Source organism: Rugosimonospora acidiphila, from assembly GCF_039543385.1.
GTDB lineage: Bacteria > Actinomycetota > Actinomycetes > Mycobacteriales > Micromonosporaceae > Rugosimonospora > Rugosimonospora acidiphila.
Genome location: NZ_BAABJQ010000010.1, coordinates 51865 through 74125, shown reverse-complemented (window position 1 = coordinate 74125; position 22261 = coordinate 51865). Strand labels below are relative to the sequence as shown.

The window sequence follows — 22261 nt, the reverse complement described above, 5'->3', positions numbered from 1 at the left end:
GGGAAGCGGAGAGTTTCTCCGTTTGTCGGGGTAATCCTCAGGAGTGAGCCTTGTCACAACAAACCTTGTCCACATCCACGTCCACGATCCAACGTACCGAGGCACCACCGCACCGGCGAGGGCTCGCCCTGGCGATCATCGTCACCTGCCAGCTCATGCTCATCCTGGACGCGACCGTGATGAACGTGGCGCTGCCCCGGATCCAGGTCGGCCTGCACTTCTCGTCCACCAGCCTGGCCTGGGTGATGAGCTCCTACACGCTGGCCTACGGCGGCCTGCTGCTGCTCGGCGGGCGGGCCGGCGACATCCTGGGCCGCCGGCGCATGTTCGTGCTCGGCATCGCACTGTTCACCGTCGCGTCGCTGGCGGGCGGCTTCGCCACCTCGTCCGCGTGGCTGCTGGCCGCCCGGGTCGCGCAGGGCGTCGGCGCCGCGGCCGCCGGCCCGAGCACCATCGCGCTGATCGCCACCACCTTCACCGAGCCGCGCGAGCGGATCAAGGCGCTGGCCCTGCTGTCCGGCGTGGCCAGCGGCGGATTCGCCGTCGGCCTGGTGCTCGGCGGCGTGCTCACCGAGATCGCCTCCTGGCGCTGGGTGCTGTTCATCAACGTGCCGTTCGGCCTGGCGGCGGTGCTGCTCGCACCGCGCTACGTGCGCGAGCCGCAGCGCCACCCGGCCCGGGTGGACCTGCCCGGCGCGGTCACCGGCACCGGCGCCATCGCCGCCCTGGTGTACTCGTTCATCAACGCCGCGTCGGCCGGCTGGTCCAGCAACCAGACCCGGCTCACCCTCGCGGCCGGGGTGCTCCTGCTGATCGCCTTCCTGGTGATCGAGCTGCGCACCAAGGCGCCGATCATGCCGCTGCGGCTGTTCGCCGACCGCAACCGCGCCGCCGCGTACGTGAACTTCCTGCTCGGACCGGCCGCGATGATGAGCATGTTCTTCTTCCTGACCCAGTTCCTGCAGGAGGTGCGCGGCTTCAGCGCGCTGTCCACCGGGTTCGCCTTCCTGCCGATGGCCGCGGGCATGTTCGGAATGACCCGGCTCGTTCCGCGGCTGCTGCCGCGGTTCGGTCCCAAGCCGCTCGCGGTGACCGGCGCGCTCGTGATGATCGCCGGGCTGGTCTGGCTCACCCAGATCTCGGTCAACAGCGGCTACACCGACGCGATACTCGGCCCGATGGTGCTGCTGGGGCTGGGTGGCGGCCTGAGCTTCAGCCCGCTCACCCCGGTCGTCATGGCCGGCGTCGAGCCCAAGGACGCGGGTGCGGCCGGCGGCGTGCTGCAGACCATGCAGCAGACCGGCACCTCGCTCGGGCTGGCCGTCCTCGTGACGGTGTTCGGCACCGCGTCCCGGCACGCCGCCGTGAACGCGCCCGCCGGGGCCGCCGGAGCCGCGCACATCCTGGTGTCCGGCATGGACGCCGCGTTCACCGTGGGCACCTTCATCGCGGTCGCCGCGTTCCTGGTGGCGCTCACCTTCCGCCACACCAACCTGGGGACGGGCCACCCGGCGCCGGGACAGGCACGGCACGCGGGTCCGGCCCCGCGCGAGAGCGACGAGATCGCCGAGCCGGTGGTCCTGCTGGACTGAGCGGTACGAGGGATACAGGGACGGCGGTCGGTGTTACCGGCCGCCGTCCCTCGTGCTGACGAGCCCCTTCTTCCGGACGGAGCGCGCCGAGGTCGCGCTCTCGACCAGCTCGGCCACGGCCGGAGAGGTGGGCGAGGCGTCCGAGGCGACGGCGGACACGGCCTCCAGGGCCCCGGCATCCAGGGACTCGGCGGCGGTCCCGGCCACGGACGACCCGGCCACGGATGCGGGGACGGAGGCCGGCTCCGGTGCGGGCAGGCCCGCGCCGCGCCGCCACCACGGTGTCTCGACGAAGCCCCGGCGCACCACCAGCAGCACCACGTTCGCGGTCCACTCCAACACGCCGTCGAGCCGGCCGAGCGTGCCGTTGGTGAACTCGAAGACGTCCTGGGTGGTGGGCAGGATCAGCTCGCACAGCAGCGCGCTGTGGCTGAGCATGGCGGCGACGTAACGCACGCCCCGGTACGTGGCGAGCTGGCGCGCGACCGTGTCCAGCAGCGCCGGCGCCACGGAGATGTTCAGGAAGATCTCGGAGCCGAAGCCCAGCGCCGCCGACGGGACCAGGGTCACCAGGTGGATGCAGCCCCGGCCCTGCAGCGTCTCGAACCGCCGCCGCACGGTGCTCTCGTTCACGCCCAGCGCGGTGGCCAGGCTGCGGAAGCTGGCCCGCCCGTCCTCCGCCATCAGGGCAATGATCTTGTGGTCGGCGGGGTCGAAGTGGCTCTGGTCGCAGCGGTGCAGCTCGACGCCGCGGGTCCGCACGGCACCGGTGTCGAGCTGCTGGCTCCAGTCGTGCGCCATCTTGTACACGTTCAGGGTGAGGTCGGTGTCGCAGCGCAGCACGCCGTCGATCGCCTGGACCTCGTTGACGATCCGGGAGTGCAGCGAGTCGGTGCGCCGCACGTTGAGCTCGGCGAGGATGTCGTACGCCCCGGTGACCAGGCCCAGGAAGCGCACGTCGGTACGCAGTGACAGCGCGCCGAGCACCCGCATCTGGGTGCCCGGCGCGCAGGTGATCCTGAGCATGAAAAGGTCGGACTCGCCGTCGTGGTTGATGTCGGGCATCACCGCTACCCGTACCACGCCGTCGCGAAGGAGCTGCTGGCCCCGGCGGGCCACGGTGGCCACCGAGGTGCCACACTGCTCCGCTATCTCGGTCCAACTGGCGCGGCCGTTCGCCTGCAAGGCGATGACGATCCGGCGATCCAGCTCGTCGAGATGGTCAGCGCCCTCCATCGGCTCCCACTTCACGCAGGAAGTCGCGCACCACCTTCCGCCACAGCTGCGCTTCTTCGATCTGCGGTGAGTGCCCGGACTTCTCGAATACGACAAGTCTAGCGTCCGGGATCAGCGACACAATCACCTCACTGGACGCAACCGGCGTGATCCAGTCGCCACGGCCGACGGTGACGAGGGTCGGGCAGGTGATCTTGTGCAGCTGGTCCTTGATGTCGTACGCCGGCATGTTGACCGAGAACGCGTAGTTGTGCGTCTGGTACCGGTACGGGGTCGCCTCGACCCGCGCCGCGACCTTGGCCGGGTCGTACACGTGATCGTAGAGCGGCAGGATCTCCGCCCAGCAGTCGCGCAGATCGGCGTCGTCGCGCACGGTTCCGGTGTTGATCCGCGCCAGCTTCTCCAGGTCGATCTTCACCCGGGTGGAGGTCTCGGCGTTGTGCTGGGCCGCCTTCTCGTTCTCGTGGTCGGCGGAGGTGTCCCGCAGCACGATCGCGGTGACCCGCTCCGGGTGCCGGATCGCGTACTCCATCGAGATGAAGCCGCCGTACGAGCCGCCGGCCATCACGAACCGCTCGACGCCCGCCCACTCGCGCAGCGCGTCCACGTCCGCGACCCACTGCTCGTGGCTGAACGGCGGTTGGCCCTCGCTGACGCCCGAGCCCCGCGCGTCGAAGGTGATGACGCGGAAGGTGTCCGCGAACGGAGAGAAGGTCGCCTTGGTCTCGGCGCTCGACCCGAGGCCGGGCGCGCCGTGATGCGCGATCATGACCGGAGCGTCGTCCGGACCGAAGACCTCGACCTCGAGTTCATTGCCGTTGATGCTCAGCCGCACCGGGAGTGTCCTTTCTCGACAATGGTTTCGCTAGACCGGAATGACGACGTCGTCCAGACCCCGGGGGTACGCGGTGAAGGGCCGCGCGCCGTCCTCGGTGATCAGCATCGAGTCCGAGATCCGGTACCCGCCGTGCTCCGGCACGTAGATGCCGGGTTCGTTGGAGACGATCATGCCGGTCTCGAGCACCGTGCCGTCGCCATCCTCCAGCCACGGCGGTTCGTGCATGCCCAGCCCGATGCCGTGGCCCTGCCGGTGGCGCAGGAAGCCGCCCAGCCCGTGGCCCCGGATCACGTCCAGGCACGCCTTGTTGACGTCGGCGCAGCGCACTCCGGGCCGCAGCGCCTCGGTGCCGGTCTGCTGCGCCTGGCGCACCGCCTCGTAGTACCGGCGCTGCTCGGCGGTCGGCTCGCCCAGGATGAACGTGCGCTCCCCCTCGACGAACCGGCCGCCCACCGCGCAGCCCAGCGAGAGCATGAACGGCTCGCCCGGCCGCAGCCGGTACCCCGACGGCAGGCCGTGCGGGTGGGCGCTGTTGGCGCCGGCATACACGAGACCGCCGGCCAGCGGCGAGACCACCACGACGTCGGTGTGCTCGGCGTACATGGTGCGGGAACCGACCGAGCCGACGTGCCCGGCCAGCTCGGCCTCGCTGGGCAGCTCTCCCCCGGCCGCCAGCGCGTCCTCGATGAGGGCGCGGCCGGCGGTCAGCATGAGATCGGTGATCCTGGCCGCCTCGGCGTGCAGGGCCACCTCCTCCGGCCGCTTGACCAGCCGGGCCCGGGTCACCAGGTCGGTGAGGACCAGCTCGGCCCGGGGGAAGGCCCGGGTGACCTCGGCGAGCCGGGCCACGCTCATGCTGCCCGCGTACCCGACCCGGCCGGTCACCGCGCCGAAGTGCTCGAACGGCGGCCGTACGCCCGGGAACTCCGGGTACGACACGAGCGTCGCGGCGGTGTGCTGCCACTCCGCGTGCTCCCGCTCGAGCTCCGGCAGCAGCAGCGTCGCCGTGCCGTCCACGCCCAGCAGCAGCGCGACGGGCCGCTCGCCGGGGTGGTGGAAGAAGCCGGTCAGGTACGCCACGTCCGACGCGTCGTCGGCGAGTAGCGCGTCCAGTCCGGCCTCGGCCATGGCGGCCCGCAGGCCGTCCTGCACCGAGCCGTAGAACTCGACCGGCAACCGTTGACTCTGCTGCCGCTCCTGCGCGGTCTGCGCCATGGGCTAGTCCTCCCGGGTACGGGGATTGCGGGCGTCGTTGTAGGTGATGGAGATGAGCGTCGCGGCGACCACCAGCAGGAGCATGGCCAGCGACGGGAACAGCGTGGTCCACCAGGCACTGGACATCGCGCCGGACTGCTCGGCCTCGAACAGGATCCGGCCCCACGACCAGTTGGTGACCCCACCCAGGCCGAGGAAGGCCAGGCTGGCCGCGGTGAGCACGGCCCGGGACGAGGTCAGCGCCACCGACACCACGACCACCGGCGCCACGGCCGGCAGCAGGTGCTTACGGATGATCCAGGTGGACGACCCACCGGTGAGCCTGGCCGCGTCCATGTACGGCAGCCGTACCGCCGAGAGCGCCTGGGAGCGCACCACCCGGGCCACCTCGGGCCAGGAGAAGAACGCGATGATCAGGATCTCGGTGAGCACGCTGGTACCGGCCAACGCGGTGACCAGAATCATCAGCGGCAGCACCGGCAGCGACAGGCACAGGTCCACGATCGTGCCGATGATGCTGTCCGCCTTGGGGAAGTAGGCCCCCAGCATGGCCACCAGCACACCGATGACGATCGCCAGCGCCGAGGCCGCCGCGGCGACCAGCACGCTGATCCGGGTGCCCCAGACCACCTCGGCGAAGATGTCCCGGCCGAGGTTGTCGGTGCCGAAGATATGCGCACCGCTGGGCGCCTGGAGCACCGCGCCGCCGTACCCCGAGGGGGAGGCCACGATCAGCGGCGCGAAGATGGCGACCAGCACGATGAGGACCAGCACGACCAGGGACCCCATGCCCAGCGGGTTACGCCGGAACGCGCCCCAGGTCGCCCGTGCCGCGGTCGGCGACTCGGTGCTGACCGAGTCGAGCACCGGAGCGGTGCTGCTCATGCCTTTCCCTCCTTCCTCATACCGTGCCCGCTCATACCGTGCGCACCCGTGGGTCAAGCACGCCGTACGCCAGGTCGGTGAGCATGTTCACCACCACCACGGTCGCGGCCAGCAGCACGAAGGCCCCTTGCAGCACCGGGTAGTCGAGTTGCGTGACCGCCTCGTAGATGCCGCGCCCGACGCCCGGGTAGGCGAACACCGTCTCGGTGAGCACCGCGCCACCGACCAGGTAGCCCAGGTTCAGACCGATCAGCGTGGTGGTCGGCAGCAGCGCGTTGCGCAGTGCGTGCTTCCACACCACCTTGCTGCGGGGCAGGCCCTTGGCGTTGGCCAGGACGGTGTAGTCCTCACCGAGCGAGTCGATCAGCGTGGCGCGCAGGGTCAGCACGTACGAACCCAGTTGCACCAGCATCAGGCTCACGCCGGGCAGCACCAGGTGCGCGATGATCGAGCCGTACCAGGCAGCGCCGTACACCCCGGGGGTGTAGGCGCCGCCGATCGGCAGCCAGTGCAGCTGCAGCCCGAACACGAACAACAGGAAGATGCCCACGGTGGGGACGAACAACGACTGCACACCGACGCCGAAGACCTGAATGAACCGGTCGAGCACCTTGTGCGGGCGAGTCGCCGCCAGCACCCCCAGGGGGATGCCGACGGCGATCGTCAACAACAGCGAGGATCCGGTCAACAGCAGCGTCCAGGGCAGCCGCGCCAACAGCACGGAGCTGACCGGGACCTGTTGCGTAAACGAGACGCCCAGGTTGCCGTGCAGCAGCTGCCACAGGTACTTGCCGTACTGGGTCAGCAGCGGCTGGTCCAGCCCGTACTGGTGCAGCAGGATGTTGCGCGCCTGCACCGTCATGTTCGGACTGGCGACCGCCAATGCGGGGTTGCCTGGTAGCAGGCGGAGCAGAAGGAACGTGACCGTACTGGCGAACCAGAGGGTCAGGATCGCCCTGCCCAGCCTGCGTACCGCGAATCTGACGACCGGAGGCATTTGCTCAGCCGGTCTTCTTCACGTTGGCCAACGACTGCGGGTCGAGCAGCGAGAGCAACTCGCTGGGCTTGACCGTGAACCCGGTCCACTTGTCGCTGTACGCGAAGTACAGGTTCTGCATGTACATCACGTCGTCGTAGACGTCGTTGTGGACGGTCGTCGCGGCCTGCGTGATCAGCTGCTTCTGCGTGGACTGGTCGGTGGTGGACTGGGCCTGCTTGATGAGCGAGCTCAGCGCCGGGTCGTTGACCAGCGAGTAGTTGATCGCGCCGCCGGGCAGGTAGGTCAGCGACATGTTCGTCGTCGGGTCGTCCATGATGGCGAAGTTCCCGAGGTAGATGTCGTAGTTACCCGACGCGGTGTTGGCCAGGTACGTGTTGCGCTCCTGACCCTCCAGGTTGATGGTGATCCCGGCCTTGGCCTCATCGTCCTTGATGATGGTCGCCGCCTGCGAGGACACCGGGTCCTCCAGCGAGTAGATGAGGTTGAGCTTCAGGTTCGAGACACCGGCCTGCGCCAGCAGCTGCTTGGCCTTGGTGGGGTCGTAGGTGTACTCCTTCAGCGAAGGATCGACCCAGTCCTTGAGCACCGGCGGGATCGGCGACGAGCCCGTGGTCACCGCCTGGCCCTGCAGCACGACCGACCGGATGGCGTTGTAGTCCACGCTGTCGGCCAGCGCCTGACGCACCTGGAGGTTGTCCAGCGGCTTCTTGGTCATGTTGAAGGCCATGTGCTCGTAGCCGAGGCCCGGCGCCTCCTGCACCTTGATGCCCGCGGAGGTCTGCAGAGACTTCACCTGGGCCGGCGGCAGCGAGTTGCCGATGAGGTCCACATCGCCGTTCTTCAGCGCCAGGATCTCGCTGTTGATGTCCGGGTAGACCCGGTACACGATCTTCTGAAGCGTCGGGGTGTTGTTCGGCGCGAACGGGTACGGGGTGACCCGGTCGAGGGTGTAGCTCTGCCCCTTGACGGCGCTGACCAACTTGTACGGTCCGGCGCTGACCCAGTCGCTGTTGTTCGGGAAGGTCGCCACGCTGCCGTGCGGCTGGAAGACGTGCTGCGGCACGACGTTCATCCAGAACCCGACCTCGGGAATGACGGTCGAGTCCGGACGGGTCAGGTGCAGCTCCACCCGGGTCGAGCTGGTCGCCGTGGCGCCGCTGACGTTGGACATCTGGCCGTACGTGGTGTTTCCGGCCGGCTTGTCCTTGAGGATGGCGTTGATCGTGTACGCGACGTCGGCGGCGGTGACCGGCTGGCCGTCGCTCCACTTCATGTCGTCGCGGATGTCGTAGTACCCGGTGGTCGGGTTGCTGTACCCGTAGTCCTTCGCCAGGTACGGCTGCTTGTTGCCGTTGGCGTCGATGGTCAGCAGCCGCGGGTACATCAGGTCGGTGATCCAGTCGTCAGTACGGCTGTTACCGATCAGGGGGTTGAAGTTGACCACGTCCGTGGTTGTCGCGATGGTCAGCGTGTCGCTGCTGCTGCCACCGCCGCCGCCCGAACTGGACGGCGGCGCGGGGCTGCAGGCGGCCACCGTGGCCGCCGCCGCGATGGCGGCGACCACGGTCAAGGGGATGCGTGCCCGCATTTAGACCCAAACCTCCTCTAGGACGCGGATGATGTTGCCGCCCACGACCTTGCGGATCTCGTCGTCCGAGTAGTCGTGGCTGACCAGCCATCCGATGATGTTGTAGAAGCACTCCGCCGGGTTCTCCAGGCCGTCCACGTACTTCACCCGCGGGTGGTCGACGTGGCCGTGGGCCTGGGAGATGGACAGGTTGCCGGAGAACGCGTCGTGCAGGCCAACGTGGTCACCGAACAGGGTGTCCGGGCCGAAGGCGATGTGGTCGATGCCGATGATGTCCACCAGGTGCGTGAAGTGGTCCATCACGGACTCGATGGAGTGGTTCGGGTGCGCCTCGGACAGCGTGGTGTGCGGCGCGGCCTCGAGGCCGAGGACACCACCGCGGTCAGCGGCCGCCTTGATGAGCGCGTCGGGCTTCATCCGGTTGGTCGGCCATACCTCGCGGGAGCCGCAGTGCGTGATGAAGACCGGCTTCTTCGAGTAGTTGATGACGTCGAGCGCGGTGCGGTCGCCGGAGTGCGAGATGTCGATGGCGAAACCGAGCTTGTTCATCCGCTCGACGGCCTTCTCACCGAAGTAGGTCAGGCCGCCGTCGCCGCGCTCCTTCAGGCCGCTGCCGAGGTAGTTGGCCTCGGAGTAGGCGATGCCGATCTGGCGCACGCCGAAGCCGTACAGCACGTCGAGCCGGTCGACCTCGTTCTCGATCGGGGTGGCCGCCTCCAGCGCGAAGACGTGGGCCAGCCGGCCGGTCTCGTGGGCGTGCCGGATGTCGGCAACCGTCTCGGCCTTGACCACGAAGTCCTGGTGGGCGAGGTCGGCCATGCGTACACCGAGGTCGAACAGGACATCCTGGTACTTCCAGCCAGCATCGCTGGAGATGCAGCACGTACCGTCCATGCCGTTGTCAAACACCGCGGTCATGCCGGAACGGGCGAGCCCCTGGTACCCGGTGGGTTCGCGCCCGGTACGGATGTGCTCGCGAAGGCGGCCCATGTCCTTGGGGAAGACCTGCACGTGGTCGTGCAGTGAGATCACGATCTCGTCGGTCAGGAGCTTCACGACCCGGGAGCGCTGGGTGTCGGAGAGTTCCAGCCCCTGGTACGCCGGCACTCGGCCGATCTGCTGGGCGTACTCGAACTCCTTGAAGTCAACTCCGCGCTCAAGGTAGTCGTACGCCGTGTAGCCCGTGTACCGCTTCGCCGGTTCGAGCATTGGACATTCCCCTTTCATCGTGCCGCAACGTCGCGGCCCCAGCGCTCCGGACTCCGTGCCGCGGGCGACTTCGTCGTCGCCCGGCGACCGGCGGCCCGGGGGCCGGCAAGTCACGTCGGGCGCCCCGGTCACCGGGAGTGCCGGGACGCCGCCGACGCGTCACCGTTGACGCGTTGCATGCAAGGGTTGCAATAATCCGGCGCAGAAGTCAATATCTGAACGAGGAACAGGCGTAACCAGGGGTTAAAGCGCGAACTCTAGGCGCAGAAGTCCTTTTGCGTAACATGGAGGAAATGTCGTGGATCACTCGCCGCCACCGGCGCTCAACGTCCGTGGCCTCTCGGTCACCTTCGGTACCCGGCAAGGTCCCGTACCGGCCGTGGTCGACGTCAACCTCGACGTGGCCCGCGGCGAACTGGTCGCGCTGCTCGGCGAGTCCGGCTCCGGCAAGTCAGTCACCGCTCGCGCGGTGATGGGCCTGTCGACCCGCAACGCGCAGGTGACCGCCGACCAGATCCGGCTCGGCGACACCGACCTGCTCGGGCTGCCGGAGTCCGAGCATCGCAAGCTGCGCGGCGCACGGATGAGCCTGGTCTTCCAGGACGCGCTGTCCGCGCTCAACCCCGTGCTGTCCATCGGCGACCAGCTCGGCGAGCTGTTCCGGACGCACAGCGGCGCGTCCCGGCGGCAGGCCCGCGCCGAGGCGATCGACCTGCTCGGCCAGGTGGGCATCCCCGGACCGGACAAGCGGGTCAACGACTACCCGCACCAGTTCTCGGGCGGCATGCGCCAGCGCATCCTGATCGCGATGGCCATCGCGCTGCGCCCCGAGCTGATCATCGCGGACGAACCCACCACGGCCCTGGACGTCACCGTCCAGGCGCAGATCCTCGAACTGCTCGACAAGCTGCGCCGCGAACTCAACATGGCCGTGTTGCTGATCACCCACGACCTCGGGGTGGTCTCCGAGGTGGCCGACCGGATCATGGTCATGTACGCCGGCCGGATCGTCGAGTCGGGTACCGCCGACGAGCTGCTGGGCCGGCCGGCCCACCCGTACACCCGGGCGCTGCTGCGCTCGGTGCCCCAGGCCGGAATGCGCGGCCAGGACCTCTACGCGATCCCGGGCAGCCCGCCCAGCCCGGCCAACCAGCCCTCCGGCTGCCCCTTCCATCCCCGGTGCGACTGGGCGGTACCGCAGTGCCGGACCGAACGCCCCATCCTGACCACACTGGCCGGCGGTCGCGCCGCGGCCTGCCACCGAACCGAGGAGGTGCTCGATGCCGCCGTCACAGGGTGATCTGGTACTCGACGCCCAGAACCTGCGCAAGACCTTCCGCGGTGGCCGCGGGTCCGGTGGCGGCCGGACCCGCGTCAGCGCGGTAGACGACATCAGCCTGAGCCTGGCCGCGGGCGAGTCGCTCGGCATCGTCGGCGAGTCCGGCTGCGGCAAGACCACGCTGGCCCGCATGCTGGTCGGCCTGGAGCGCCCGGACTCGGGAGCGATCATGGTGCACGGCCGGGACATCGCCCACTCGCGGGGCCGCGACCTGCGGACCCTGCGCCGGCGGGTGCAAATGGTCTTCCAGGACCCGTACACGTCGCTGGACCCCCGGATGAACGTGCTCGAGCTGATCGGCGAGCCGCTGGTGGTGCACCGGATGCTGGGCAGCTCCGCGGCCCGCAAGGACCGGGTCGCCGAGCTGCTCCAGCTGGTCGGGCTCGCGCCCGAGCTGATGAACCGGTACCCGCACCAGTTCTCCGGCGGTCAGCGCCAGCGCATCGGCATCGCCCGCGCGCTCGCCCTCGAACCCGAGGTGCTGGTCTGCGACGAGCCGGTGTCCGCGCTGGACGTCTCGGTGCAGGCCCAGGTGGTCAACCTGCTGCGGGACCTGCAGAAGCGGATGAACATCGCCATGGTGTTCATCGCCCACGACCTGTCGGTGGTGCGGCACGTCGCGGACCGCACGGCGGTGATGTACCTGGGTCGCCTCGCCGAGGTCGGCGAGACCGACACCGTCTACGACCGGCCAGCGCACCCGTACACGCAGGCGCTGCTGTCCGCCTCGCCGGTGGTCGACCGCACCAGCCGGGGACGGATCGCCAACCGCATCCCGCTGGCCGGCGACCCGCCGAGCCCGACCGACCCGCCCACCGGCTGCCGGTTCCACACCCGCTGCCGGCTGTCGCAGGACCTGTGCGCTCGGGAGCAGCCGAAGCTGCTGGCGACCGAGGGCGACCAGGCGCGGGTGGCGGCCTGCCACTTCGCCGGGGAGGCCCTGGCCGACGGCGCCCGCCGCGCCGAACTCGTCTGAGCGCAGCCAGAGCCGATCTGTGGCGGAGGCGAGCACAGACCAGGTCTTGATCGTCTGAGCGCAGCCAGAGCCGATCTGTGGCGGAGGCGAGCACAGACCAGGTCTTGATCGTCTGAGCGCAGTCGGCATTTCCCGCACTCGCGCGACGCTGGGCCCCGGTGAGCCTTTAGCTCGCCGGGGCCCCTTGGCGTTCCCGCCCGAACACGCGCCCCCGCGCACAATGTATTGATGACTCTAGATGCCTAGGGCGGAAGTCCCGTACAGTACGCCGATCCGTGGGGCATCCGGACACCCCGATGCCCCCGTGCCCCCGGCGGCCGACAGGCCGCCCGGCCGGCTACTCGACGGGAGGTCACCGATGCGTCTACCCCGGACCCGCAAGGTGGGCTGTGTGCTGTTCGCGGTCGCCGCCGCGCTCACGTACGCCACCCAGTCCGCCGCGGCGGACCCCGCAACCCAGGCGAGCCAGACCGAGCGACTGTCCATCTACCGGGTCGCGGCACCGTCCGACGCCGCCGCCCAGCGCCTGATCGCGAGCGGATTCGACGTGCTCGAACGGCGCGACGGGGCGGACCTGTTCGTGCTCGGCGACGCGGGCACCGCGGCCCAGCTCCGGGCGGACGGCTTCGCACCGGAATCCGCCCAGCCGCTGGCACCGGCCAACTGGACGACCCCACGCAGCCAGCTCGCGCCCGGCACCATGAGCCCGGCGGCCGTCGTCGACGAGACCTACGACGGCGGGTACCACACCCTCAACGCGCAGTACGCGCACCTTGACCTGATCGCGGCCAACCACCCCGACCTGGCCACCGTGGTCGACTACGGCGACTCGTACCTCAAGACCCGCAACGCCTCCGCCGGCCACGACCTCAGGGCCATCTGCCTGACCCACAAGCAGGCCGGCGACTGCGCGCTGAGCCCGAACTCGGCCAAGCCGCGATTCCTGCTGATGACCCAGATCCACGCCCGCGAGATCGTCACCGGCGACATCTCGTGGCGCTTCATCGACCACCTCGCCAACGACTACGCCACCGACTCCTCGGTGGCCGCCCTGCTCAACAGCACCGAGGTGTGGGTGATCCCGGTGGTGAACCCGGACGGGGTCGCCGAGGTCCAGCTGGGCGGCAACCACCCGTACCTGCAGCGCAAGAACGAGCACGGCAGCGGCTGCTCGAACCCGCCGACGGCCAGCAACCAGCTCGGCGTCGACCTCAACCGCAACACCTCGACCCACTGGCACACCACCGGCATCGACACCAGCGCGTGCGGCCAGCAGTACCCGGGCGCCAGCGCCAACAGCGAACCGGAGACCACGGCCATCGAGGCGCTGTTCCGCGAGCTGTTCCCCGACCAGCGAGGCACCGGGGACAGCACCCCGGCGCCGGTGACCACCCGCGGCGCGATGATCACGATGCACTCGGACGCCGGGATGAACCTGTTCCCGTGGGGTTGGAGCACCACGCACACCGGTAACGACGCCAAGCTGCGGGCCATCGCGGCGAAGATGAGCAGCTACAACCATTATCCGTACGGACAGCCTGGACAGATCCTCTACAACGCGTCGGGTACCAGCGACGACTGGGCGTACGGCGAGCTGGGCATCGCCAGCTTCACCATCGAGGTGGACAGCTGCGGCAGCTTCACGCCGGCCTACTCGTGCACCGCGACGGACTACAACAAGAACCTGCCCGCCCTGATGTACGTCGCCGGGATCGCCAAGGCGCCGTACGCCTGATCCCGGGGCCGACCGGGCCGGTGCGGGCTCAGATGATCCGCACCGGCTCGCCGGCCAGGAACGCCTCGATGTCCTCGACCGCGTGAGCGAAGAACGTCTGGTAGGTCTTCCGGGTGACGTAGCCGAGGTGCGGCGTGAGCACCGTGTTCGGCGCGGTGCGCAGCGGGTGGCCGGTGGGCAGCGGCTCGATGTCGAAAACGTCCAGCCCGGCGCCCGCGATCCAGCCCTCGCGCAGCGCGGTGAGCAGGGCCGCCTCGTCAATGATCGGCCCGCGTGACGTGTTGACCACGTACGCGTCCCGGCGCATCGCGCGCAGTTCGGCCTCGCCGATCAGCCCGCGGGTGCGGTCGCTCAGCTTGAGGTGCACCGTCACCACGTCCGAGCCGGCCAGCAGTTCTTCCCTGGTCACCGCGCGGGCGCCCACCTCCTCGGCCCGCTCCGGCCGCAGATTCTGGCTCCAGGCCAGCACCTCCATGCCGAACGCCCGGCCGATGGTGGCCACCTGGCCGCCGAGCCGGCCCAGCCCGATCACGCCGAGCGTGGCGCCGGCCAGGTCTCGCCCCACGGTGGCCTGCCAGCCGCCGGAGTGCACCCGCTGCGACTCCTGAGGAATCTGGCGGAACAGCGCCAGAATCAGCCCCCAGGTCAGCTCGGCGGTACCCGATGCCACGCTGTCGGTGCCGCAGACCGTGACGCCCTGGCGGTGGGCCGCCTCCACGTCGATGGCGGCGTTGGTTCGCCCGGTGGTGACCAGCAGGCGCAGCCGGGGCAGCCGGTCGAGCACGGTGGCGGGAAACGCGGTGCGTTCCCGCATCGCCATCACGATCTCGAAGTCGGACAGCCGCTCGACCAGCACGTCGGGGTCGGCGATGTGCTCGGTGAAGACGGTCACCTCGGTCTGGTCGCCGAGCCGCCGCCAGTCGCCGAACTCGCGCGCCACGTTCTGGTAGTCGTCCAGCACCGCGATCCGAACGGTCATGACTTCGCCCGCCTCTCAGGCCCACCACCTGGCCACCGCTGTGTGATCATGCCATGTCCGGGGGCCCGCGGCGGGCGGGGACGGCGGTGTGGCGGACCACTGGTGCGGCTCACCACCGGTGCGCTGCACTATCGGTGCGGCGGCCGGCGGGGCCGGCGCGACGGGCGGGCCCTACCAGGCCGCGTCGCTGGCCTCGGCGGAGTTCCCGATGAACCGGCCCCGTTCGTCGCCGTGGGCGGCGTGCAGGCCCACCGGCTGACCCCGTACCCAGACGCTGTCGGAGCAGATCGCGTCCCAACCGGCCGGCAGCACCACCTTCCGGCGGAACCAGTTGGCCGGATCGCCCGACTGCAGGTGGATGCCGGTCAGCCCGTACAGGCAGCTGGTGAGGAAGCCACCGAGGTTCGCGGTGAACGGGCCGGCGCGCTGGTGGTCGGGGAACGCCGCCGGGCTGTACTCGGTGGTGATCGTGTACGGGTCGATGATGAACTGCCCGTACCCCTTCTCGAACAGGTCCAGCGAGGCTTCCCGGTCGCCGAGCCGGGCGCCGAACACGCCGAGCATCGCGGAGAGCATGGGCTGCCCGGCGTACCGGTCGGCCATCCCGACGTAGTACTCCATCGTCCGTCGCTCGGTCTCCGGGTCGGTGACGAAGTCAAGGGGGAACATCCCGGCCGGCGCCTCCGGCGTGGCCGCCTGCTCCTCGTCCGGGTGGTAACCGTCGTGGTTGACGATCATTCGCCGGTCCGGGTCGGTCGGGATGACCAACCCCTCGGCGATCGTCTCCCAGCAACGGCGGTACGGCAGCTGAAGGTTGCGGGCGACGGCCGTCGTCTCGCGCAGCGCCAGCACCGCCGCCATGTTAATGAAGGCGCTGTTGTCCACCGTCGTGCCGGTCTCGGCAATGCCGATCACGCCCCGGATCTCGTACCCCCGGGCGGTGCGCTCCACCCGGCTCTCGATCCAGTCCGCGACCCCGGCCAGCACCGGCCACGCCTCGTTGCGGGCGAACGTCTTGTCGCCGGTGGCGTGCACGTAGCGCGCGAACGCGATGGCGATGTCCATGCTGACGTGGTGCTCGGTGGCCGGGCCCCGGGAGCCGACCGGCGCGGCCTCGTGGCCGTGGCGCAGGCTGCTCTCCCACGGGAACTGGACGCCGTGGTACCCGGTCAGCGTCGCGTTCTCCTGTGCGGCGTCCAGCCGGGAGCCCCGGTACCGCAGCATGCCCCGGGCCGCGGCCGGCTGGGTGAGCAGCAGCGGCGGCACCGCGAACGTCTCCAGATCCCACATCAGGTGGCCGCGGTAGTAGTGGTAGTTGGGCCAGTACGCCAGGCCGAACACGGACGTCGCGCTCGGCGAGGACGCGTGCACCGAGGACTGCAGGTAGTAGAAGGCTGCGTCGATGATCGCCTGCCAGCGGGTCGGCGCGCCCTCCAACCGGATGCGCCCCCGCCACAGCCGCTCCCACGCGACGCGGTTGTCGTGGCGCAGGTTGTCGAAGCCGCGCCAGCGTGCCTCGTCCACCAGCCGCGCCGCCTGCATGTGCGGCTGGGAGTGCAGCGAATCCGGCACCAGGCTGATGGTCGAGCGCAGCCGGTACCGCTGCCCGGCCTTGGCGTAGAACGTGTAGCTGGTGTTGAGCCGTTCGCCCCGGTGGTAGTCGAAGTTGCGCTCGAACCGGTCCATGCCCAGCAGTTCGCTGGAGAAGGCGATGCCGCAGGCGCTCAGGTCGCCGAGGCTGTGCCAGCGGAACGGACCCTCCGGCCAGTCCCGGCGGGTATCCAGGCTCCCCGGCTGGTCGTGCGCCCACTTCCCCGGCGTGTCGCGGGCGTCCACGCTGCTCGACATCGTCAGCTCGCACTCGCGGTCGACGTGCAGCGCCACCTCCTGCAGGATGATGGTCGGCTGGGTGCGGCTGCACAGCGTGAGAATCTCGATCTCCGCCTTGGCCTCGTCGGTCTCGAAGTCGACCCGGGTGTGCAGCTCGCCGCAGGAGAAGTCGTAGCGCTGCTCGCGCAGCACCGCCTTGCCCGGGTCGGACAGGGACACCCGACCGATCCGGATGTCGCCGCCCAGCGGGTAGGGCACCGGAGAGAAGGATTCCACCAGCGTGGCCGGGTCCAGCCCCTCGAAGCCGCTGAGCATGGCGACGCCGTACAGCAGCGGTATGTGGCCGACCCGCAGGCCGATGAGGCCGTTTGACAGGTACGCGGGCAGGTTGCCCGACTGCCACTGCTGGACCGGAGGTGGACTGATCGGCCCGGCCACAGAGCATCCCCCCATCCGCTTTGGAACACCGGGGCTACCCGGGCCGTGGGTGGCCAAACGCCCCGATCCGGTGACCACACCCGCATCCCTCAGGTTTGCGCGATGACCGGCGCCCCGGTCGGCGCGACCGGTAAACTTTGGACTTTCCGGACAGGGCGGTCGAGCCTGGGTCGAACGCCCGGATCGAGGACGGGCGAGTGGCGTGGCCGATCTCAAGCTGCAGGGCATGCGACTGCTGATCAACGAATCTGACGACTCGTTCCGGTTCTACCGCGACGCGATCGGGCTGTCGGCGCAGTCGGGCCGGGAGGGCGAGGAGTTCGCGCGCCTCATCGACGGCTCGGGAATCAACGTCGAACTGGTCACTCCGCAGGGACAATCGAGCCAGTACCACGGCGCCGACCGCCCCATGCTCCTGTTCACCACGCCGAACGTGCACGACGCGCTGCGCGCGCTGCGCGAGTGGAACGTCGAGGTGGTCCAGGAGCCGGTCGACATCACGCCGCTGGGCATGCGGATCGCCCGCCTGCGCGACCCGGCCGGCAACCTCATCGAGCTGCGCCAGAATCTGTTGTGACCGACTGTCTACAGTGGATACACAACGGATGCGAGCCGCCGGTGCCCGGGTGAGCGGGCCGGCGGTGCGGGACGATTCCTCGCGGTGAGCCCGACGGGCGAGGGATCGGCCCGCTGTCCCCGGTGCGGTCGCGCGTTGTTCCGGGTGCGCGCCGCTGCGCCCTGGTGCCCCGAATGCGAGTGGGGCCTCGACCGGTACGAGCCCGAGCGGCGCGCGCCCGAGGTGGGCTGGCGCCGGCTGGACCGGTCGCTGTTCCGCACCGCGTACCGGTTGACCGCCGCCCAGTACGCCGCGCTGGCCGGGCGCCCGGTGCGCCGGAGGGCGTGGGGAGGCGCCCGGCTGGTCCTGCTCGGCGCCGCCGTGCTGCTGTTCGTCGCGGTGGTGGGCCTGCTCGCGGCCGGCGCCTACCTGATCGGCAACCGCTTCCCCGGCTGGCGGATCGGCCCGGGTGCGCTCCTGCTCCTGCTCGGCCTGGCGCTGTGGCCGAAGCTGGGCCGGCCGGACGACCGGTCCGACCGGATCGCGCGCGATCGCGCGCCCACCCTGTTCCGGCTGATCGACGAGGTCGCCGCCGCGATCGGGGCGCCGGCCCCGCACGTGGTACGGGTCGACCCGTGGTTCAACGCCGCGGCCGGCGCGGCCGGGGCGCGCCGGCGCCGGTCGCTGACCCTCGGCCTGGCGATGTGGGCGATCCTGCCGCCGCAGCAGCGGGTGGCCCTGCTCGGGCACGAACTCGGGCATTTCATCAACGGGGACGCCCGCCGCGGTCGGCTCACCCACATCCCGCTGACCACCCTGGGCGCCCTGGCCGACCTGCTGCGCCCCCGGTGGGCCCTGACCTCGGCCGGCGGCCGTGCCGCGGCCGGCCGGACCGCGCGGGCGGTGGTGCGCACCGGGCTGGGCGTGCTGCGCCAGCCAGTTCTCGCCGGCTACCTCGTGCTGGTGCGGGCGTGCCTACGCGACGCGCAGCGCGCCGAGTACCTCGCCGACGAACTGGCGACCGGCGCCGCGGGCAGCGAAGGCGCCACCGGGCTGGCCGACACCCTGGTGCTGCGCGATGTGCTGTACCCGCTGGTGAGACGGTACGCCCGGCGCGGCGATCCGGTCGCCGGCTGGCTGCGCTCCGCCGACGCATGCCGCGCCGGCGCGTCCCGGCGCCTGCCCGGTATGCGGCAGCTGTCGATCCGGAACGAGGTGTCGATGTCCGCCACTCATCCGCCCACCGGGCTACGGGCTCGGATGATCGAGTCCAGGCCGCCCCGGACGGCGGCCGTGACGCTCAGTGCCGGCGATTCGGCGCGCATCGACGCGGAGTTGGCCGAGCTGTACCGGGCGGCCCGCCGGCAGCTTGCCGCCGATTGACCCGCTGCTTCCGGTACGACGCGCAGCGCACGGGATGCACGTAGGCGCCACTTGTACGGCGATTTGCCGGGATACGGCGCCGTCCCGACTGGCCAGCGCCGCCCGTCCGGGACGGTCAGGCGGCCGGCGCGTCGGGCGCGCTCGGCTGCTCGGGCGCGGCCAGCGGCAGCAGGACCCGGAAGGTCGTGCCCTCGCCGGGGGTGCTGTCCACCTCGACGGTGCCCCCGTGCGCGGCCACGATGGCGGCGACGATCGCCAGCCCGAGCCCGGTGCCGGGCGGCCCGTCGTGCCGGTTGCGCGACCGGTCGGCGCGGTAGAAGCGCTCGAACACCCGCTGGGCCTGCTCCGGGGTCAGCCCGGGGCCGGTGTCGGCCACCTCGATCACCGCCTGCCCCGGCCGCCGCGACGTCCGCACCGTCACGCTCGCCTCCGGGCCGGTGTGCTTGAGCGCGTTGCCCAGCAGATTGGTCAGCACCTGACGCAGCCGCGGCTCGTCGCCGGAGACCACGAGCGGACCGCCGGCCCCCAGTTCCATGCCGATCGTCCGCCCCGGCCCGGTGGCCCTGGCCGACTCCAGCGCGTCATAGACCAGCACGCCCAGGTCCACCGGCTCGACGGCCAGCGGGCGCTGCTCGTCCAGCCGGGCCAGCAGCAGCAGGTCCTCCACCAGCAGGCCCATCCGCGCCGCCTCGTCCTCGATGCGCCGCACCAGCTCGGCCGCGCGCTGCGCGTCGGCCGCCCGCTTCGCGTCGTCGATCCGCCGGGGTTCGATCTCGCCGGGGCCGACCTCGCCGGGGCCGCCCTCGCCGGGACCGACCTCGCCGGGCGCGCCGGCCGCCTCGCTCGCCGCGGTGGCCTGGCGGTACAGCTCGGCGAAGCCGCGGATGGTGGTCAACGGGGTACGCAGCTCGTGCGAGGCGTCCGCGACGAACTCCCGCATCTTGTCCTCCGAGCGCCGGGCGCGGGCCTCCGACGCGTGTGCCGCCGACTCGGACTCCACCTGGGCCGCGAATGCCCGCTCGATGCGCTCGATCATGCCGTTGAACGACTGGCCGAGCCGGCCCACCTCGGTGCGCGGATCCCGCTGCGGCGCCCGCCGGGACAGGTCACCGGCGGAGATCATCGCTGTGGCGCGCTCGATCTCCTCCAGTGGCCGGAGGCTGACCCGCACCAGCCAGACCCCCAGTACCGTGACGGCCACCAGCGTGGCCACCTCGACCAGGACGATGATCAGGGCCAATTGGTCGGCCACCCGGTCGACGTCGGACAGGGCGCTCGCGATGGTGACCTGCTCTCCATCCGGGCCGTTCACGACCAGCACCCGCCACCGCGGGCCGTTGCCGTTCGTGGACGGCGTGGTGAACGGCTCGTCGTGGCGCAGGTCGCCGGGGGTCAGCAGGGGATGTGCGGTGGGCAGCGGCTTCGGGAGGTAGTCGATCAGGGTGCCGTCCGGAGTGAACGACTCCAGCACGTACGGGCTGGGTACGTCCATCTGCCCGGGAGGAGGCGGGGGCGGCAGCACCCTGTCCACCCTGGCCGTCAGCTGCTGCTGGAGGTAGTTCGCCCCCACCCGCAGCTGCGCGTCGACGGGACCGGTGAGGTAGTGGCGCAGCGCGGTCACGGTGACCACGCCGACGATGGCCAGCGCGCAGCCGACCAGCACGAGAACCGCGACGACGAGTCGGACCCGCAACGACAACCGGTCCACCGCACCCCCCATGAATCGCACCCGCCCCAGTGGGCGCCAGGATGACGGCCGTTCCTGGGATCGACCAAGGTACCACCTGAAATGTAGCTGGGAATGCGTCGTGGAGGCGGCGCCCGCCGCCCGCCGGGCGCGTTGCAACGAACCTGCACACGCATTCTATTGACTGACACTGATGTGCATGCGAGTTTGTGGGTCAAGGAATGCGCTTTCCTATGTGAGTCCGGGTTGGGAAAAACGCTTTCCACCTTGAGCGACCGGCACGCTGCTCCGCCTGCCGGCGCTATTTCGTCCCCCTGCGCGTGCACCAGCGCGCCTGCGCAAGTTCCGGAGGTTGCCAGAATGGGATCGCAGACCCGATCTCGAAGGAGATCGTGGAGGTTGCTGGCCGTGGGCGGCGCCGCCGCGCTGGCCATCGGCATGGTCGGCATAACACAGATGGCGCTCGCCGCCACAGTCTTCACCGCCAACTTCGAGGACGGCACCACCAACGCCTGGTCGAAGTCCGGCGGCACCTGGACCGTCGTCACGGACGGCAGCAAGGCCGTCCAGCAGTCCAAGGGCACCACCGACAACGCGCGCCTGTTCGCCGGAGACACCGGCTGGACCACCTACACGGTGCAGGCGAGAGTCAAGCCGCTGAGCCTGGGCTCCGGCGGCTTCGCCGGCCTGCTGGCCCGGGCCAAGAGCTCCACCAGCTTCTACCGCCTGGCGCTCATGCCGGGCAACCTGGTGCAGCTGCAGGCGGTCAACAGCGGGGCCGTGACCGTGCTGGCCAGCAAGTCGCAGACCGTCGCCACCGGCACCTGGTACACGCTGGCGCTGACCGTCAACGGCACATCGATCAGCGGTTCGGTCAACGGCGCCAGCATCGGCTCCGGCAGCAGCTCGGTGAGCAGCACCGGCCGGATTGGCCTGCAGACGGCCTTCTCCACGGCCAACTTCGACGACGTGACGGTGGACTCGTCGGCAACCACGCCGCCGCCCACCTCACCGACCCCGACGCCCACCCGGACGACGGCGCCGCCCACCAGCCCGCCGCCCACCGGCAACCCGCCGAGCACCACCTGGCCCACCAAGACCGGTGACGCCTCGGTGAGCGGCACCGTCAGCGTGACCGGCACCTTCGACGGCGGCCTCAAGCGCTACTGCTGCATGGGCGACGGCAGCCAGAGCGAGAGCCAGGACCCGATGTTCGACCTGGCCGACGGCGCCACCATCAAGAACGTCATCATCGGCTCCCCGGCCGGTGACGGCGTGCACTGCGAGGGCCGCTGCACCATCCAGAACGTGTGGTGGGAGGACGTCGGCGAGGACGCGGCGACCTTCCTGGCCACCAACGGCGACTCCTACGTCATCGGCGGCGGCGCGATGAACGCCGACGACAAGGTGTTCCAGCACAACGGCTCGGGTACGGTGCACATCTCCGGCTTCTACGCCAAGTCGATCGGCAAGCTGTACCGGGGTTGCGGCAACTGCACCAAGTCGTACGAGCGCCACGTGACGGTCGACAACGTCATCCTGGACAGCGCCAAGTACGTGGTCGGCATCAACACCAACTGGGGCGACACGGCGACGCTGACCCGCATCACGCTCATCAACGGCTCGAACACCCACATCTGCGCCGAGTACACCGGTGTGGCCAAGGGCAGCGAGCCGCCGTACAACGGCGACGGCATGGGTGACGGACACTGCAACTTCTCGACGTCCGACATCACCTACAAGTGACGCGCCCACGCCAGTAACCCGCCCACGAC

17 protein-coding genes are annotated in these 22261 nt (G+C 70.3%); 7 read left to right on the top strand and 10 right to left on the bottom strand.

What is annotated here, in order from left to right:
- The first annotated feature begins 50 nt into the window (after positions 1-50).
- The gene (locus ABEA87_RS18505) at positions 51-1592 is read left to right on the top strand and encodes an MFS transporter (RefSeq protein WP_345631138.1); all 1542 of its coding nucleotides are present in this window, start codon (positions 51-53) and stop codon (positions 1590-1592) included.
- 33 nt (positions 1593-1625) lie between these two features.
- Here the strand turns inward: ABEA87_RS18505 and ABEA87_RS18500 are convergent, their stop codons facing one another.
- From ABEA87_RS18500 to ABEA87_RS18470, 7 genes are read right to left on the bottom strand one after another with little or no spacing between them, the layout of a single operon-like run.
- Complete coding sequence (locus ABEA87_RS18500) at positions 1626-2828, bottom strand: Lrp/AsnC family transcriptional regulator (protein WP_345631137.1); 1203 nt, start codon at positions 2826-2828, stop codon at positions 1626-1628.
- Positions 2815-3663: an alpha/beta fold hydrolase gene (locus ABEA87_RS18495; RefSeq protein WP_345631135.1), complete on the bottom strand. Its 849-nt coding sequence runs from the start codon at positions 3661-3663 to the stop codon at positions 2815-2817. The genes ABEA87_RS18500 and ABEA87_RS18495 overlap by 14 nt, the downstream gene beginning before the upstream one ends.
- Before the next feature lie 30 nt (positions 3664-3693).
- Positions 3694-4881, bottom strand: a complete 1188-nt coding sequence (locus ABEA87_RS18490; protein ID WP_345631133.1) for a M24 family metallopeptidase — start codon at positions 4879-4881, stop codon at positions 3694-3696.
- A 3-nt stretch (positions 4882-4884) separates the two neighbouring features.
- On the bottom strand, positions 4885-5766 hold the full coding sequence (locus ABEA87_RS18485) for an ABC transporter permease (RefSeq protein WP_345631132.1): 882 nt from the start codon (positions 5764-5766) through the stop codon (positions 4885-4887).
- A gap of 31 nt (positions 5767-5797) precedes the next feature.
- A complete protein-coding gene (locus ABEA87_RS18480) occupies positions 5798-6763 on the bottom strand; it encodes an ABC transporter permease (protein ID WP_345631131.1) in 966 nt (321 codons plus the stop codon).
- Between the two features lie 4 nt (positions 6764-6767).
- Positions 6768-8354 (bottom strand): ABC transporter substrate-binding protein, encoded by a 1587-nt coding sequence (locus ABEA87_RS18475; protein WP_345631129.1) that lies wholly within the window; start codon positions 8352-8354, stop codon positions 6768-6770.
- On the bottom strand, positions 8355-9563 hold the full coding sequence (locus ABEA87_RS18470; protein ID WP_345631128.1) for a dipeptidase: 1209 nt from the start codon (positions 9561-9563) through the stop codon (positions 8355-8357).
- Positions 9564-9861: 298 nt separating this feature from the next.
- Between ABEA87_RS18470 and ABEA87_RS18465 the strand changes: the two genes are divergently transcribed.
- The 3 genes from ABEA87_RS18465 to ABEA87_RS18455 all read left to right on the top strand — a co-directional run bounded on the left by ABEA87_RS18465 (position 9862) and on the right by ABEA87_RS18455 (position 13613).
- Positions 9862-10863 (top strand): ABC transporter ATP-binding protein, encoded by a 1002-nt coding sequence (locus tag ABEA87_RS18465; RefSeq protein ID WP_345631126.1) that lies wholly within the window; start codon positions 9862-9864, stop codon positions 10861-10863.
- A complete protein-coding gene (locus tag ABEA87_RS18460) occupies positions 10844-11878 on the top strand; it encodes an ABC transporter ATP-binding protein (protein ID WP_345631125.1) in 1035 nt (344 codons plus the stop codon). The genes ABEA87_RS18465 and ABEA87_RS18460 overlap by 20 nt, the downstream gene beginning before the upstream one ends.
- Positions 11879-12236: 358 nt before the next feature.
- Complete coding sequence (locus ABEA87_RS18455; protein ID WP_345631123.1) at positions 12237-13613, top strand: M14 family zinc carboxypeptidase; 1377 nt, start codon at positions 12237-12239, stop codon at positions 13611-13613.
- Between the two features lie 28 nt (positions 13614-13641).
- Here ABEA87_RS18455 and ABEA87_RS18450 read toward each other — a convergent pair whose 3' ends face one another.
- Positions 13642-14592 (bottom strand): D-2-hydroxyacid dehydrogenase family protein, encoded by a 951-nt coding sequence (locus tag ABEA87_RS18450; protein ID WP_345631121.1) that lies wholly within the window; start codon positions 14590-14592, stop codon positions 13642-13644.
- A gap of 171 nt (positions 14593-14763) precedes the next feature.
- Positions 14764-16860 (bottom strand): glycoside hydrolase family 65 protein, encoded by a 2097-nt coding sequence (locus ABEA87_RS18445; RefSeq protein ID WP_345631119.1) that lies wholly within the window; start codon positions 16858-16860, stop codon positions 14764-14766.
- A 202-nt stretch (positions 16861-17062) separates the two neighbouring features.
- Here ABEA87_RS18445 and ABEA87_RS18440 point away from each other — a divergent pair, with 202 nt between their 5' ends.
- On the top strand, positions 17063-17437 hold the full coding sequence (locus ABEA87_RS18440) for a VOC family protein (RefSeq protein ID WP_345631117.1): 375 nt from the start codon (positions 17063-17065) through the stop codon (positions 17435-17437).
- 144 nt (positions 17438-17581) lie between these two features.
- On the top strand, positions 17582-18799 hold the full coding sequence (locus ABEA87_RS18435) for a M48 family metallopeptidase (protein ID WP_345631425.1): 1218 nt from the start codon (positions 17582-17584) through the stop codon (positions 18797-18799).
- Between the two features lie 115 nt (positions 18800-18914).
- On the opposite strand, the gene ABEA87_RS18430 is transcribed toward ABEA87_RS18435, so the two are convergent.
- Positions 18915-20519 (bottom strand): sensor histidine kinase, encoded by a 1605-nt coding sequence (locus tag ABEA87_RS18430; RefSeq protein ID WP_345631115.1) that lies wholly within the window; start codon positions 20517-20519, stop codon positions 18915-18917.
- Between the two features lie 375 nt (positions 20520-20894).
- Here ABEA87_RS18430 and ABEA87_RS18425 point away from each other — a divergent pair, with 375 nt between their 5' ends.
- Positions 20895-22232, top strand: a complete 1338-nt coding sequence (locus tag ABEA87_RS18425) for a pectate lyase (protein ID WP_345631424.1) — start codon at positions 20895-20897, stop codon at positions 22230-22232.
- The last annotated feature ends 29 nt before the right edge of the window (positions 22233-22261 follow it).

Bases quoted from the DNA above. Each gene is read 5' to 3' on its own strand.
- ABEA87_RS18475 (WP_345631129.1), bottom strand. From the start codon at position 8,354: ATGCGGGCACGCATCCCCTTGACCGTGGTCGCCGCCATCGCGGCGGCG.
- ABEA87_RS18450 (WP_345631121.1), bottom strand. From the start codon at position 14,592: ATGACCGTTCGGATCGCGGTGCTGGACGACTACCAGAACGTGGCGCGC.
- ABEA87_RS18455 (WP_345631123.1), top strand. From the start codon at position 12,237: ATGCGTCTACCCCGGACCCGCAAGGTGGGCTGTGTGCTGTTCGCGGTC.
- ABEA87_RS18480 (WP_345631131.1), bottom strand. From the start codon at position 6,763: ATGCCTCCGGTCGTCAGATTCGCGGTACGCAGGCTGGGCAGGGCGATC.
- ABEA87_RS18485 (WP_345631132.1), bottom strand. From the start codon at position 5,766: ATGAGCAGCACCGCTCCGGTGCTCGACTCGGTCAGCACCGAGTCGCCG.
- ABEA87_RS18470 (WP_345631128.1), bottom strand. From the start codon at position 9,563: ATGCTCGAACCGGCGAAGCGGTACACGGGCTACACGGCGTACGACTAC.
- ABEA87_RS18490 (WP_345631133.1), bottom strand. From the start codon at position 4,881: ATGGCGCAGACCGCGCAGGAGCGGCAGCAGAGTCAACGGTTGCCGGTC.
- ABEA87_RS18460 (WP_345631125.1), top strand. From the start codon at position 10,844: ATGCCGCCGTCACAGGGTGATCTGGTACTCGACGCCCAGAACCTGCGC.
- ABEA87_RS18430 (WP_345631115.1), bottom strand. From the start codon at position 20,519: ATGGGGGGTGCGGTGGACCGGTTGTCGTTGCGGGTCCGACTCGTCGTC.
- ABEA87_RS18500 (WP_345631137.1), bottom strand. From the start codon at position 2,828: ATGGAGGGCGCTGACCATCTCGACGAGCTGGATCGCCGGATCGTCATC.